Raw genomic sequence first — 14,104 nt, forward strand, 5'->3', positions numbered from 1 at the left:
CTTTGATAGCCACTCGCTATCAAACCGTTAGGCACGAGCGATTATCCCTTCAAATAACAAGGGGTTAATCTGAGTTCGTTCCAAAACAGATTGTCAAACCCGATGTCCTTATCTGGAGGTGAATGATGAAAAGCCCGATTGGTCTTGATACTGCTCAATCACAAGCCCTGGCAGCCGAGTTGAACAAATTGCTGGCCAGCTACCAGATCCTCTACATGAACGTGCGCGGCTTCCACTGGAATATCCGTGGCAACCAGTTCTTCGAACTGCACCTGAAATTTGAAGAGATTTACAACGACCTGCTGCTGAAAGTCGATGCGCTGGCCGAGAGGATCCTGACCCTGGATGGGGTGCCTATGCACAGCTTCAGCGACTACCTGAAAGTCTCTGCCATCCCAGAGCAAAAAGGGCTGCACGATGGCCGCGCCTGTGTTGAATCCCTGCTGGAGAGCTTCCGCGAACTGCTGGTCGCCCAGCGCCGCATTTTGAACCAGGCCGCCGAAGCCGGTGATGAGGGCACTGCCTCCATCCTCTCCGACTATGTGCAGCAGCAGGAAAAACTGGTCTGGATGTTACGCGCCTACCTGGCTTGATAGTGAACCAAGCCAGCTATAGCGCACGTATGCAGGCTTGAGGAAGTACCGGGCCGGGAGCACCTGATCAGAGCCCGGCCCAGCCCGCTTGATTGTTATGTTCTGTTGCAAACCTGAGTTGTCTCTCCTTTTATCCACCCGCTTGCCGCCCTGTTTGGGCGGCTTTTTTATTTTTGATCTGCATCAAGGGAATCTTAATTGGCAAATTGAATGTCTATTAAGTTTTTCGCGAGGGGAATAGAATCGCCACAAAACAGACAACTGAAATGTCCAATTAGGAGAGGCATGATGTTTTGTGTGCAATGTGAACAGACAATTCGTACCCCGGCTGGCAACGGCTGTGCCTACGCACAAGGTATGTGCGGCAAGACGGCGGAAACCTCGGATCTGCAAGATGTGCTGATCTATACCCTGCAGGGGCTCAGCGCCTGGGCGCTGGCCGCCCGCGAGCAGGGCATCATCGACCGCGAAATCGACGCCTTCGTGCCCAAGGCCTTCTTCGCTACCCTCACCAACGTCAACTTCGACTCGAATCGCATCGTGGCCTATGTCAATCAGGCCCTCGCTTATCGCCAGCAGCTGGCCGATCGTCTGACAGCCATGGCGGTGCAGGTAAGTGACTTGCCGTCATCCGCCCACTTCGAGCCCGGCGCTGAGCTGCTGGAGCAACTTGCCCATGCCGCACCAGCCGCCCCCAATCGGGGCAAGAGCGAGGTGAATGAGGACATCATGGGGCTGCGCCTGCTCTGCCTCTACGGCCTCAAGGGCGCCGCCGCCTACATGGAGCACGCCCGGGTGCTGGATCAGCAGAGTGACGAGGTGGCCGCCGAATTCCACCGCATCATGAGCTGGCTCAGCACAGACCCGAGCGAAATGGGTCGCCTGTTCAACTGCGCCATGGAGATCGGTCAGCTCAACTTCAAAATCATGGAGATGCTGGATCTGGGTGAAACCAGCGCATTTGGCCACCCGGAACCGACCCAGGTCAGGGTCACGCCAATCCCCGGCAAATGCATTCTGGTCTCCGGCCACGACATGATGGATCTCAAGCTCATTCTGGAGCAGACCAAGGGGACTGGTATCAACGTCTACACCCACGGCGAGATGCTGCCCGCACTGGCCTACCCCTTCTTCAAACAGTACCCCCATCTGGTGGGCAACTACGGCTCCGCCTGGCAGAACCAGCAGAAGGAGTTTGCCAACTTCCCGGGCGCCGTGGTAATGACCTCCAACTGCATCATCGACCCGAACGTGGGCAACTACTCTGATCGCATCTTCACCCGCTCCATCGTCGGCTGGCCGGGCGTCACTCATCTGGAGGGAGATGATTTCTCCGCCGTGATTGCCAAGGCACAAGCGCTGGAAGGCTTCAAGCACACCGAGCTGGAGCACTTCATCACCATCGGCTTTGCCCGCAACGCCCTGATGCAGGCCGCACCGGCTGTGATTGAGAAAGTCAAGGCCGGGGAGATCAGCCACTTCTTTCTGGTGGGAGGCTGTGACGGCGACAAGGCCGAGCGCGCCTACTTCACCGAGTTTGCCAAGGCGGCGCCGCGCGACAGCCTGCTGCTCACGCTGGGCTGCGGCAAGTACAAGTTCAACAAGCTCGACTTTGGCGACATCGGCGGCATTCCGCGTCTGCTGGATGTGGGTCAATGCAACGATGCCTACTCCGCCATCCAGCTGGCGCTGGCGCTCTCCGAAGCGTTCGAGTGCGGGGTCAACGATCTGCCGCTGACGCTGGTGCTCTCCTGGTTCGAGCAAAAAGCCATCGTCATTCTGCTCACCCTGCTCTCCCTCGGGGTGAAAGACATTCGTACCGGCCCAACCGCCCCCGCCTTCCTCACCCCGGCCCTGCTCAAGGTACTGGAGGAGCAGTTTGGCCTGAAAGGGACCACCACAGCCGAAGCGGATCTGGCCGAGATCCTTGCTGCCTGATTATCTCATCATGCTGTAAGCATTTGGCGAGCCGTCCGGCTCGCCTTTTTTTGAAGCCATTCTTTCCACAAGAGGAGCCTTGCGATGACCTCTCTCACCCTGCGTTGCATTAGCCGTCGGGCAGATACCCACGACGTGGCCAGCTGGCAATTTGCCCCGCTTGCAGAAACCTTGCCTCCCGTGCTGGCTGGCCAGTGCGTCACCTTGCATACCGAGATCGACGGCAAGCCCCACTGTCGCGCCTATACCCTCTCCTCCAGCCCGCAGGATAGCTGCTGGCAGGTCACCATCAAGGATGTCGGGCTGGTCTCCCACCATCTGCACCAGACCTTGCAAGTGGGTGATCACATCCGGGCAGACGGCCCCTTTGGTGAGTTCAACCTGACTGCATTGCCCTGCGAGCGGCCGCTGCTGCTCAGTGCCGGCTCCGGTATCACCCCCATGTGGGCCATGCTGCGGGACGAACTCGCCAAGCGGCCGAACGCCGACATTCGCTTCATTCACAGCGCCCGCTCGCCAGCAGACGTGATATTCGCAGACGAGCTGACACACTTGGCCAAGGTTCATTCCGGCTTGCGCTGTGCGTTAGTGCTGGAGCAAGCCCCGGCTGACCATCCCTGGATTGGCCGACTCACCCCCACCATGCTGGCCGAGCTGGCCCCTGACCTGCACGAGCGCCATGTCTATCTCTGTGGCCCGGCACCCTATATGACCGCAGCAAGCACTATGCTGGCGGAGCTGGGATTGTCGCCAGAGCAGCTACATCAGGAGTCCTTTGGTCTTCCTCCCGCAGAGCCCGCTGCAGCCACCAGCGACCACTTCTGGCTGACTCTGAAAAAGAGCGGCAAAAAAGTAAAGATCCTGCCGGGCCAGACCCTGCTGGCAGCACTGGAAGCTGCGGGTGAAACCATGATGGCGGCCTGCCGCGCCGGGGTGTGCGGGGCCTGTCGTTGCACTACCGCAGGCAATATCGAGCGCCAGAGTGTGATGACGTTGAGTGCACAGGATCTGGAGAGTGGTGTAGCCCTGGCCTGCTCCTGCACAGCGCAGGGGGATATCTGTCTCGACTATTGAGGTGTGCAGAAGGCTTCATTAGCATCTCAAGCTTTTCCCGAACAGGCTGGGCAGGTAGACTCTGCCCCAGTTTCACTAGAACACGGGATAAAAAATGACAATTCTGGTTACAGGGGGCGCTGGCTATATCGGCTCCCATACCCTGGTTGAGCTCTTGAACGTTGGACAACAGGTAGTGGTACTCGACAACCTCTCCAACTCCTCTCCCGAGTCCCTCAAGCGGGTTGAGCGGATCACCGGCAAGCCGGTCATCTTCGTCGAAGGGGATGTGCTGGACCGGGCCTGCCTGCAGCAGCTGTTTGCCGCCTACCAGATCGAATCGGTGATCCATTTCGCCGGGCTCAAGGCGGTCGGCGAGTCAAGCCAGATCCCGCTCACCTACTACCAGAACAACATTACCGGTACTCTGGTGCTGTGCGAAGAGATGGCCAAGGCAGGCGTATTCCGGCTGGTGTTCAGCTCCTCGGCCACTGTCTATGGCGATCCGGCCTCGGTACCACTGCGAGAAGATTTCCCTACCAGCGCCACCAACCCCTATGGCCGCTCCAAGCTGATGGTCGAAGAGATCCTGCGCGATCTCGCCAAATCCGACCCCCGCTGGGCCATCGTGCTGCTGCGCTACTTCAACCCGGTCGGCGCCCACGAGAGCGGTTTGATCGGGGAAGATCCCAACGGCATCCCCAACAACCTGCTGCCCTATATCAGTCAGGTCGGTGTCGGCAAGCTCAAGGAGCTGGGCGTATTTGGCAATGACTACCCGACGCCCGACGGCACCGGCGTGCGCGACTACATCCACGTAGTCGATCTGGCCATCGGCCACCTGAAAGCACTGGCGCGCATCCAGAGCGATACCGGCGTCTTCACCTACAACCTGGGCACCGGTCAGGGCTACTCGGTACTTGAGATGGTCAAGGCCTTCGAGGCGGCCAGCGGCCGTCCCATCCCCTACGAGATCAAACCCCGTCGCCCCGGTGACATCGCCGAGTGCTGGGCCGAGCCGACGCTGGCCCGTGCCGAGCTGGGCTGGCAGGCAGAGCGCGGTCTGGAGCAGATGATGGTCGATACCTGGCGCTGGCAAAGCAACAACCCGAACGGCTATCAAGGCTGATGATCTAGCGGGTTGATAACAAAACGCCCCGGCATTTTCATGTCGGGGCGTTTTATTTTGTAACGCTCAATCAGTGGGTCTGACTGCGCAGCAGTGGCAATGGCGCAAGATAGGGAACGATTCGCGCGATCAGGCGATCTGACAGCGGGGTCAGCAGCACCCATGGCAGGCAGAGGGTCGCCAGCCCCAGCGCACCGACATAAACATCGGTAAACCAGTGGGCACCTGAGAAAATCCGTGGCGCAGAGAAGAGCGGCACCATCAGCAGAGCGCAGATCCCGGTACTACGCGGCAGATAACGCAAGGCAAAGCCGGCAAAGATCATCAGGAACAGCGCGTGATCCCCGGGGAAACTGTCACCAGAAGAGTCCTTGGTCGGGATCGCACTGAGATGGGTGACTCGCAGCGCATCGCTCACCATCAGGGTCGGGCTGGGCCGCTCCACCGGCAACTGGTGGCCAAGCTGGTTGATCACCACTGCACTCAGCAACATCACTATGCCCATCGCCACCAGCTGACGGCGACCAGCCATATCACGGGCACAGAAGGTGCGGGCTAGGATCAGCCCCATACACCCCAGCACCACCAGATCGAACAACCGGTTATTGGTAATGGCGACCAGATCCGCCCAGCGGGCAGAATCACCAAGCCAGCCATTAACGATGTGAAAAATTGCGAGATCCCATTGATCCCAAGGGCCATGAGCTGGCAACGCAGCCCAACTAATGGCCACCAGACCACCAACCAGATAGCAAAGCAGGAACTTGCCCATCAGCACTCTCCTTCAAAAAAGGGGCGTATCGTAAAACTGTTACGTGCATCACAAAACCAGATAATTGTAAAAAAGTGCGACACAAGATAACGCCTCAATTGCACTCCTTTTTTATCCCCCACACTGGCATGGTCCGGTTTTCCGCTTCTCGAGCCAACTCTGTTGGCCTCTCACCATGGCCGCGACTTGTGCCGCAGCCTCAACACCCCCTAGAATGCGCACTTCCCTTTACTGCGAAAGGAAGCGGTATGCATATTCACATTCTCGGGATCTGCGGCACCTTTATGGGTGGTCTGGCGGTGTTGGCAAAACAGCTTGGCTATCACGTCACTGGCTCCGATGCCAACGTCTATCCCCCCATGAGTACCCAACTCGAGCAACAGGGTATCGAACTGACCGAGGGCTATGACCCCTCCCAGCTCGATCCGGCACCGGATCTGGTGGTGGTCGGCAACGCCATGAGCCGTGGCAACCCCTGCGTGGAGTATGTGCTGGACCGCAATCTGCCCTATATCTCCGGCCCCCAGTGGCTGCTGGAGCACGTGCTGCAGGATCGCTGGGTACTGGCCGTTGCCGGAACCCACGGCAAGACCACCACCGCCAGCATGCTGGCCTGGGTGCTGGAGTACGCCAAGCTGGAGCCGGGTTTCCTCATCGGTGGCGTGCCGGGCAACTTCCCGGTCTCTGCCCGTCTCGGCTCCGCCCCCTTCTTCGTCATCGAAGCAGACGAGTATGACTGCGCCTTCTTCGACAAGCGCTCCAAGTTCGTTCACTACCACCCGCGTACCCTGGTAATGAACAACCTGGAGTTCGACCACGCGGATATCTTCCCGGATCTCGCCGCCATCCAGCGTCAGTTCCACCACCTGATGCGTACCGTGCCGAGCAACGGCCGAGTGCTGTTCCCGCAAGCCGATGACAACCTCACTGCCGTGCGCAAGATGGGCTGCTGGAGCGAAGTGGAGCTGGTAGGTCAGGACAACGCCAAGTGGAAGGCGGTCAAGCTGGCCGATGACGGCTCCGCCTTCGAGGTGTGGCTGGATGGCGCAAAACAGGGTGAGGTGCACTGGGAGTGCATCGGCGAGCACAACGTCAACAACGGCCTGATGGCCATCGCTGCCGCACGTCATGCCGGAGTCATGGTGGAGCACGGTATTGCGGCGCTCTGCCAGTTCAAGTCCCCCAAGCGACGGATGGAGCTCAAGGGCGAAGTGGCTGGCATTAGCGTCTATGACGACTTTGCCCACCACCCCACCGCCATCGAGACCACCCTCGGCGGCCTGCGCGCCAAGGTTGATCACGCGGGAGGCAAAGCCCGCATCCTGGCGGTGCTGGAGCCCCGCTCCAACACCATGAAGCTGGGAGTGCACAAAGAAGAGCTGGCGGGCTGCTTCGACGGCGCCGACGAGGTGTTCTTCTTCCAGCCGCCCCACATCGGCTGGGATCTCGGTGAGGTGACCGCCCACATGACCCGACCGGCCAAGGTGTTCAACGATCTGGAAACCCTGATCAACCGGCTGGTGGCCGAGAGCCGCGATGGCGACCATATTCTGATCATGAGCAACGGCGGCTTCGGCGGCATTCATGACAAGCTGATCGCCCGCCTCAAAGATTATCACGGCGAACTATGAACAAAGCGATCACTCTGGCGCTGACCGGTGCCTCCGGCGCCCCCTATGCCCTGCGTCTACTGGAGTGCCTGGTGCAGGCGGACTATCGGGTCTACCTGCTCGCCTCATCGGCGGCCAGAGTGGTGCTCAAGACCGAGCAGCAGCAGGATTGGCCGGGTTCACCCAAAGAGCTATCGGCTTACCTCTGTCGCCAATATGGCGCCATCGATGGCCAGATAGTTGCCTGCGGCAAGGAGGAGTGGTTCTCGCCGGTGGCCTCCGGCTCGGCGGCTCCCAAACAGATGGTGGTATGCCCCTGCTCCATGGGGACCGTCTCGGCCATTGCCAATGGCACCTCAGACAACCTGCTGGAACGGGCGGCGGATGTGGTGATCAAAGAGCGCGGCCAGCTGATCCTGGTGCCCCGCGAGAGCCCCTTCTCGGCGATCCACTTAGAGAACATGCTGAAACTGGCGCGGCTCGGGGTGACCATCATGCCCGCCGCCCCCGGTTTCTACCATGAGCCGAAAAGCATTGCGGATCTGGTGGACTTTATGGTCGCCCGGATCCTGGATCATCTTGGCGTCGAGCATGAGCTGACCCGCCGCTGGGGCTATGGCCACCACTGAGGCGACCCGCCACATCCGGCCACAAAAAAACGGCGCCACTCAAAAAGAGTGGCGCCGTTTTTTCGTTAAGTCGTATCAGCCAGCCTGAATAGGTGCCGTTACGTACTTGAACAGGAAATCAGTCACCTCTTCGCGCGCCGGGCGCTGGGGTTGATTGATCATCTGCATCATCACATAGCCAAAACCGGTCAGAGAGCGGGCCAGATCCTGTGCTGACAGCACGCTGGTCATCTCCCCTGCATCCATGGCAGTTTGCAGCTCGCTGGCGATCAGTTCAAGACTCTGATCGAGCAGCCGTGTATAGCGGGGCCATACCTCTTCCCGGACTGATGAACTCCACTCCAGCCAGATGCTGGCGTAGTCAGGCTGGTCGTAGGCTACATCGACAGAGAGGCGTACATGACGCAGGATCTTGTCGAAGATAGGGCCCTGACCGCCATATGCCTGCGAAAGCATTTGATTCACAAAGCGTTCAATCTCGGCCAACACCTCATCCACCAACTCCTCGCGGGTGTTGAAATAGTTGAAGACGGTGGCAACAGAGACCTTGGCCTGCTCGGCAATTTCGGCGTGACCTGCACGACCGATACCGCGACGGGAGAACACTTCGATGGCACATTCCATCAGTTGATTGCGACGAGCTTCCGGCGACAGCCGGGTACGACGTCTTATTTCTGCGCGTGGTTCCATAGTTTTTATCATCTAATAGTTATTGGTTATGGTGTTTATAGTATTTTAACTAATCATGCCTGAGTGCCTGCTAACTCTATCAATTAAAATAAGCTGATAAAAGCACCATGTATCTATAGCGCACTTCGACACGAGTGGTAGAATCATCGGTTTTGATATTCATGAACGGCCAAATTCCCTTTGGCCCTATGGGAGTAAGTGATGAAACACACTGTCGAGGTGATGATTTCCGAGGCCGAAGTCGCCGCCCGGATCGCCAAATTGGGTGAAGAGATCACCGCCCGCTATCAGGACTCTGACGAAGTCGTGATGATTGCACTGCTACGCGGCTCCTGCATCTTTCTGGCCGATCTCTGCCGCCAGTGCCAGTTGCCCATCACCCTGGACTTCATGACCGCCTCCAGCTATGGCTCCGGTATGCACAGCACCCGTGACGTGCGCATCCTTAAAGATCTGGATGACGACATCAAGGGCAAGGATGTGGTGATCGTCGAAGACATCATCGACACCGGCTACACCCTCAACAAGGTGCGCGAGATCCTCTCCCTGCGCGAGCCGAAATCCCTCGCCATCTGCACCCTGCTGGACAAACCCTCCCGCCGCGAAGTGCAGGTGCCGGTTGACTGGATCGGCTTTGCCATTCCGGACGAATTCGTGGTTGGCTGTGGCATCGACTATGCCCAGAAGTACCGCAACCTGCCCTTTATCGGCAAAGTGGTACCACAAGAGTAAGCAAGGTTGGAAAACATCCAGAACGGGATGGCTGTCGGCCATTTTCTGTTTGCAGGCGGCCTTGGCCGCCTTTTCTGTATCAAGACGGGTTCAGCCAGTTAGAGGTTGCAATGAACGCACTGGAAATCAGCGGCCTGAAAAAGACCTATCAGGGGGGCGTCGAAGCCCTGAAAGGCATCGATCTCACCGTCAAGCAGGGAGATTTCTTCGCCCTGCTCGGCCCCAACGGAGCGGGCAAGTCCACCACTATCGGCGTCATCAGCTCGCTGGTGAACAAGAGTGGCGGCAAGGTGAAGGTGTTTGGCTACGACATTGACACCCATCTGGAACAGGCCAAGGCCCAACTCGGTCTGGTACCACAGGAGTTCAACTTCAGCCAGTTCGAGAAGGTGATCCAGATTGTCACCCATCAAGCTGGCTTCTACGGCGTGCCCAAAGCGGAAGCGAAAATTCGCGCCGAGAAGTACCTGCGCCAGCTCGATTTGTGGGAGAAGCGCGACATGCCGGCCCGCACCCTCTCCGGCGGCATGAAGCGCCGATTGATGATTGCCCGTGCCCTGATGCATGAACCCAAGCTGCTGATCCTCGATGAGCCGACCGCCGGGGTCGATATCGAGATCCGCCGCTCCATGTGGAGTTTCCTCAAGGATCTCAACCAACAGGGGGTCACCATCATCCTCACCACCCACTATCTGGAAGAAGCGGAGATGCTCTGCCGCAATATCGGCATCATCGACAAGGGCCGCCTGATTGAAAACACCAGCATGAAGAATCTGCTGGGCAAGCTGGGTCGCGAGACCTTCCTGCTCGATCTGGCGCCGGATTCTGCCGTACCGCACCTGCCCGAATTCAACGGCCGGATGCAGGATGAACGTACTCTGGAAGTGGAGCTGGAGAAGAGTCAGTCCCTCAACAGCCTGTTCGAGCAGCTGTCGAGCCAGCAGGTGCAGGTGCTGAGCATGCGCAACAAGGCCAACCGGCTGGAAGAGCTGTTTGTCACCCTGGTCGAAGAGGGGAGAAAAGCATGAACCTGACCACTTACTACATCGCCTTCAAGAGCATTCTGGCTAAAGAGGTGAGCCGCTTTACCCGGATCTGGATCCAGACTCTGGTGCCGCCCGCCATCACCATGAGCCTCTACTTCGTCATCTTCGGCAACCTGATTGGTTCGCGCATCGGTGACATGGGTGGTTTCACCTACATGGAGTTCATCGTGCCCGGCCTCATCATGATGTCGGTCATCACCAACTCCTACTCCAACGTCGCCTCCTCCTTCTTCAGCGCCAAGTTCCAGCGCAACGTGGAGGAGCTGCTGGTGGCGCCGGTGCCCAACTACGTCATTATCGCCGGTTACGTGGGCGGTGGCGTGGCACGCGGCCTCTGCGTCGGTCTTATCGTCACCCTGGTGTCGCTGTTCTTCGTGCCGCTGCAGATCCACCATCTGTTCAGCGTCTGCGTGACCGTGCTGCTGACCGCCATCCTCTTCTCGCTGGGTGGCCTCATCAACGCGGTGTTTGCCAAGACCTTCGACGACATCAGCATCATTCCTACCTTCGTGCTGACGCCGCTCACCTATCTGGGCGGAGTGTTCTACTCCATCACCTTGCTGCCCCCTTTCTGGCAAGGCGTCTCCCAGGTTAACCCGATTATCTACATGGTGAATGCGTTCCGTTACGGCTTCCTCGGCATCTCCGACGTGCCGCTTGGCACCGCCTACCTCATCATCATCGGCTTTATCGTGGCCCTCTACGCTCTGGCCTGGTGGCTTATCTCACGCGGTACCGGACTGCGCCACTAACCCACTGCAACGAACACCCCACGGGTAAACGTTAAAAGATGAGGGAGGCATACCGCCTCCCTCTGTTTTGCCTGCCAACCCAGGCAGCACGTTCAGTATCGCCAAACGCCTCTGTCTACTCACCTGACATCCCTTTTAGAAGACCCTGTCTATTCGTGCGTGGTGACTGCAATGGAATGACGAGTTCCCGGTTGCACCGATGCATGGCAATAAGTGGCTTGGTCCTCCATCCGTGACCAACACCACATGTTGACCCGTCTATTTGGCAAATAGTTACGCCCCTGCCAGAACGTTTGAAAAACAATGCAGCCGATGGCAACCAGCTCGGTGACCAGTAGAAAACAGCCATCCATTTTTGCATTCCCAGCTATTTTTCATGACAGAACTAACAAGAAGAACATAAAACCACCATTTGCCAAATCATTTTTGAGACAGCCCCAGTTTTTGCCATGTCTCGCTTCTGTTTTTCATTCGACAAGCTAATATGCTCCACTTGGCAACCAGCTCCATTTTGGTCGCGGCAATGAAAATATGACTACGGAGAATAGATCTCCCATGAACTCAGGAAAATGAGAACGCCATCCCAAGCGCTAGCTCATGTGGTAAACCTGACTTTATAAAAATTTAGAGGTTTAAAGTGGCAAACTTGCTTTTAACAAAAATATCCTGCGCCATTGTTGATATGGATGAAGATAATATTGAGACGATATTACAAGAGGCCCTTGATCAAGGCATCCCTATGGAGGATATTTATGAGATTGGCCTCAACAATGGCATGCTTGAAGTAACCCGAAAATTTGAATCCAATGAATATTATGTTTCCGAGGTGATAGTTTGTGCCGACACGCTTAATAAAGGAATTCTTTTCTTAAGAGGAAAAGGTGGTCAGCGAAAAGTAAATGGGCCTAAAGTACTGATCGCCGTAGTAGAAGGTGATTTCCACGAAATCGGCAAAAATATCGTCAAAATAATGTTTGAAGCTGCAAATTTTGATGTCATCGATTTAGGCATAAACCAAACATCTAATGACATTATCCGTGCAGCTAAAGAACATAACGTTGATGTTATTACGCTTTCAACCATGATGACCACAACCATGGGTAAGATGAAAGATGTAATCGACACGATTAATAATTCAGATCTAAAGGGAAAGTTTAAAATCATCATTGGCGGTGGCTGTATCAGCGATAAATATGCCAAGGAAATAAACGCTGACGGATACTCTAAAAATGCTATCGATGCAGTCAAACTGGTTAAATTTTTAATGTTAGGGAATGCTTCATGAAAAACAAACCATGGCAAAACATGACTATGCTGGAGTATATAAACAGCGAAGCCCGTGGCTTTTTTATTCCAGACATGGGAACCAATGGATTAGAATTGATTGGCGGTTGCACATTATATGATGTTTACCAGAATCCATTAAAGCAGCTTGAGCTGGCTAAAAAAATGGATGAGGTTTTTGATGGTGATTTTGTTTATACCGCATGTGATGGCATGGTTTTTTGTGAAGCACTAGAGATGGAAATACTAAAACCTGATGATGATTTCCCCAGTGTTTTAAATCATCCATTCAAAACCATCGAAGATATTGAAAAAATAAAATTTCTAGACCCCTATAAAGATGCCAGGATGCCTACCAATCTTGAAAGCATCCGATTGTTATCTGAAAATATGGACAAGCCGGTCTATGACTCTGTGCTCGGCCCCTTTACACTGGCGGTTCAGATGGCAGGGGCGACACATCTCTTGGGGGAGATCATCAGAAACCCGGCGTTTGTTGAAACCATCCTGAAATTTACCACAGACCTTATCAAAAGATACGTGTTGGCTTGTGAGAAGGCGGGGGCAAATTATATAGCATTATCAGAACCGGCAGCAGTCACCCTCAGCCCGGAAAGATTTGCAAAGTATGTGACCCCCAATCTAAACACAATATATAAAGAGATGAAATGCTGGAAGGGAATGCATATTTGTGGTGATACTACTTTTTTACTTGATTCAATTTTAAAATGTAATATCGACGCACTCAGTTTGGATCAATGTCTAGATTACGAGAAAATCGCCCCTTTAATTCCAAGCGACATAGTTCTCATTGGTAATCTGGATCCAGTCGACCTTGTTGGGAGAGGCACCCTTCAGGAAATTGAAAAAGAAACCAAACATTTAAAAAGAAAAATGAAAAATTATAATAATTTTTTATGTGGTCTGGGCTGCGATTGTTTAAATGACACCCCTGTAGTAAACCTCAAAAAGGTTATAGAAATAGCGAAAAGTGCAAACTATGACTAACCATGACATCCATTTAAAACAGCGAGCACCAGCCTCTATAGAGGCCAATTATATAAGTGGCAAGGTGACAAGTAATAAAGACACTATTTTGAAGTTTTTGGGCTATGCAGGTAGGGAGGCTCCTCTCCCTATACTGCAAAAAATAGATACAATCATCTTGGGCATAGAAGGTTTGCTGGATATTCAATATGAATATAAAACATTCCATGATTATGCATTTGCAATTTACACTGTTGGTGAATTAATTGAGGAAGAGATAAGAGCCTACCTCACTAAAAAAGAGATGATGAACGCCCTGATTTTAGATAAAGCGGCCATCGTAGCACTTGATGCTATCAAGGATGCAATTATTGAAAACATAGAATGTGACACCCAAAAATTTGTCAGCGATGAAGTGTACCCAGCATCAAAAAACTTCCCGATAGAAAACCAAAAAGTTATATTTGATTCCTTTAACAACATTGACAAGATAACAATCAATCCATTTTATCAACTATCCCCTATTAAAAGTGTCGGAGTAAAATTCAGCTTGGCTACCCGCAAGAAAAAATTTAACCGATGCAAGGATTGTGAAAACCCGTGTGAAAATAAACAAGCATCAAGAAGAAGCAACAGGTGCTTATGATTTTGTATTGATGACATTCTGGGGTAGGAATCAGGTTCTCGCCATCCCCGCATCAGGTCTGAGAATATGCCTGAAAAGCATATACCCTATGCATTCGCCCCTACCCCGGAACACGCCCCCAAATTGTTTTACCACCTTGCTTGGTTCGGTCTCACAACCTTCTTCATATAGTCCCCCCTTTACCGGTCCGGTTTTGTCACTCGCATACCTATAACACTGTCGTTACTTGCCCTCCCCCGCGAT

At 54.6% G+C, this 14,104-nt stretch carries 14 protein-coding genes; 12 read left to right on the top strand and 2 right to left on the bottom strand.

Annotated features, from left to right (window positions below):
- Nucleotides 1-125 precede the first annotated feature (125 nt).
- The 4 genes from ACE1BR_RS09615 (at nucleotide 126) to galE (ending at nucleotide 4,713) form a co-directional block, all read left to right on the top strand.
- Nucleotides 126-593, top strand: a complete 468-nt coding sequence (locus tag ACE1BR_RS09615; RefSeq protein WP_374869697.1) for a Dps family protein — start codon at nucleotides 126-128, stop codon at nucleotides 591-593.
- A gap of 288 nt (nucleotides 594-881) precedes the next feature.
- Complete coding sequence (gene hcp, locus ACE1BR_RS09620; RefSeq protein ID WP_374869699.1) at nucleotides 882-2,531, top strand: hydroxylamine reductase; 1,650 nt, start codon at nucleotides 882-884, stop codon at nucleotides 2,529-2,531.
- An 84-nt stretch (nucleotides 2,532-2,615) separates the two neighbouring features.
- On the top strand, nucleotides 2,616-3,605 hold the full coding sequence (locus tag ACE1BR_RS09625; protein ID WP_374869701.1) for an FAD-binding oxidoreductase: 990 nt from the start codon (nucleotides 2,616-2,618) through the stop codon (nucleotides 3,603-3,605).
- A 94-nt stretch (nucleotides 3,606-3,699) separates the two neighbouring features.
- Nucleotides 3,700-4,713: a UDP-glucose 4-epimerase GalE gene (galE, locus tag ACE1BR_RS09630; protein ID WP_374869703.1), complete on the top strand. Its 1,014-nt coding sequence runs from the start codon at nucleotides 3,700-3,702 to the stop codon at nucleotides 4,711-4,713.
- A gap of 70 nt (nucleotides 4,714-4,783) precedes the next feature.
- Here the strand turns inward: galE and ACE1BR_RS09635 are convergent, their stop codons facing one another.
- Nucleotides 4,784-5,485: a phosphatase PAP2 family protein gene (locus tag ACE1BR_RS09635; protein ID WP_374869705.1), complete on the bottom strand. Its 702-nt coding sequence runs from the start codon at nucleotides 5,483-5,485 to the stop codon at nucleotides 4,784-4,786.
- Between the two features lie 248 nt (nucleotides 5,486-5,733).
- Here ACE1BR_RS09635 and mpl point away from each other — a divergent pair, with 248 nt between their 5' ends.
- Nucleotides 5,734-7,116: a UDP-N-acetylmuramate:L-alanyl-gamma-D-glutamyl-meso-diaminopimelate ligase gene (gene mpl, locus ACE1BR_RS09640; RefSeq protein ID WP_374869707.1), complete on the top strand. Its 1,383-nt coding sequence runs from the start codon at nucleotides 5,734-5,736 to the stop codon at nucleotides 7,114-7,116.
- Nucleotides 7,113-7,724, top strand: a complete 612-nt coding sequence (locus ACE1BR_RS09645) for a flavin prenyltransferase UbiX (RefSeq protein WP_374869709.1) — start codon at nucleotides 7,113-7,115, stop codon at nucleotides 7,722-7,724. Before mpl ends, ACE1BR_RS09645 begins: the two co-directional genes overlap by 4 nt.
- A gap of 75 nt (nucleotides 7,725-7,799) precedes the next feature.
- Here the strand turns inward: ACE1BR_RS09645 and ACE1BR_RS09650 are convergent, their stop codons facing one another.
- A complete protein-coding gene (locus ACE1BR_RS09650; RefSeq protein ID WP_374869711.1) occupies nucleotides 7,800-8,414 on the bottom strand; it encodes a TetR/AcrR family transcriptional regulator in 615 nt (204 codons plus the stop codon).
- A 201-nt stretch (nucleotides 8,415-8,615) separates the two neighbouring features.
- Here ACE1BR_RS09650 and hpt point away from each other — a divergent pair, with 201 nt between their 5' ends.
- From hpt to ACE1BR_RS09680, 6 genes are all read left to right on the top strand, one after another.
- On the top strand, nucleotides 8,616-9,146 hold the full coding sequence (hpt, locus tag ACE1BR_RS09655) for a hypoxanthine phosphoribosyltransferase (protein ID WP_235461428.1): 531 nt from the start codon (nucleotides 8,616-8,618) through the stop codon (nucleotides 9,144-9,146).
- Between the two features lie 110 nt (nucleotides 9,147-9,256).
- Nucleotides 9,257-10,174, top strand: coding sequence for an ABC transporter ATP-binding protein (locus tag ACE1BR_RS09660; RefSeq protein ID WP_374869713.1), 918 nt, complete (start codon nucleotides 9,257-9,259; stop codon nucleotides 10,172-10,174).
- On the top strand, nucleotides 10,171-10,944 hold the full coding sequence (locus ACE1BR_RS09665) for an ABC transporter permease (protein WP_215805696.1): 774 nt from the start codon (nucleotides 10,171-10,173) through the stop codon (nucleotides 10,942-10,944). Before ACE1BR_RS09660 ends, ACE1BR_RS09665 begins: the two co-directional genes overlap by 4 nt.
- Nucleotides 10,945-11,581: 637 nt before the next feature.
- The gene (locus ACE1BR_RS09670) at nucleotides 11,582-12,229 is read left to right on the top strand and encodes a B12-binding domain-containing protein (protein ID WP_374869716.1); all 648 of its coding nucleotides are present in this window, start codon (nucleotides 11,582-11,584) and stop codon (nucleotides 12,227-12,229) included.
- A complete protein-coding gene (locus ACE1BR_RS09675; RefSeq protein WP_374869718.1) occupies nucleotides 12,226-13,236 on the top strand; it encodes a uroporphyrinogen decarboxylase family protein in 1,011 nt (336 codons plus the stop codon). Before ACE1BR_RS09670 ends, ACE1BR_RS09675 begins: the two co-directional genes overlap by 4 nt.
- Nucleotides 13,229-13,861 (top strand): hypothetical protein, encoded by a 633-nt coding sequence (locus ACE1BR_RS09680; RefSeq protein ID WP_374869720.1) that lies wholly within the window; start codon nucleotides 13,229-13,231, stop codon nucleotides 13,859-13,861. Before ACE1BR_RS09675 ends, ACE1BR_RS09680 begins: the two co-directional genes overlap by 8 nt.
- Nucleotides 13,862-14,104 lie beyond the last annotated feature (243 nt).

This window comes from Aeromonas sp. MdU4, assembly GCF_041929505.1.
GTDB lineage: Bacteria > Pseudomonadota > Gammaproteobacteria > Enterobacterales > Aeromonadaceae > Aeromonas.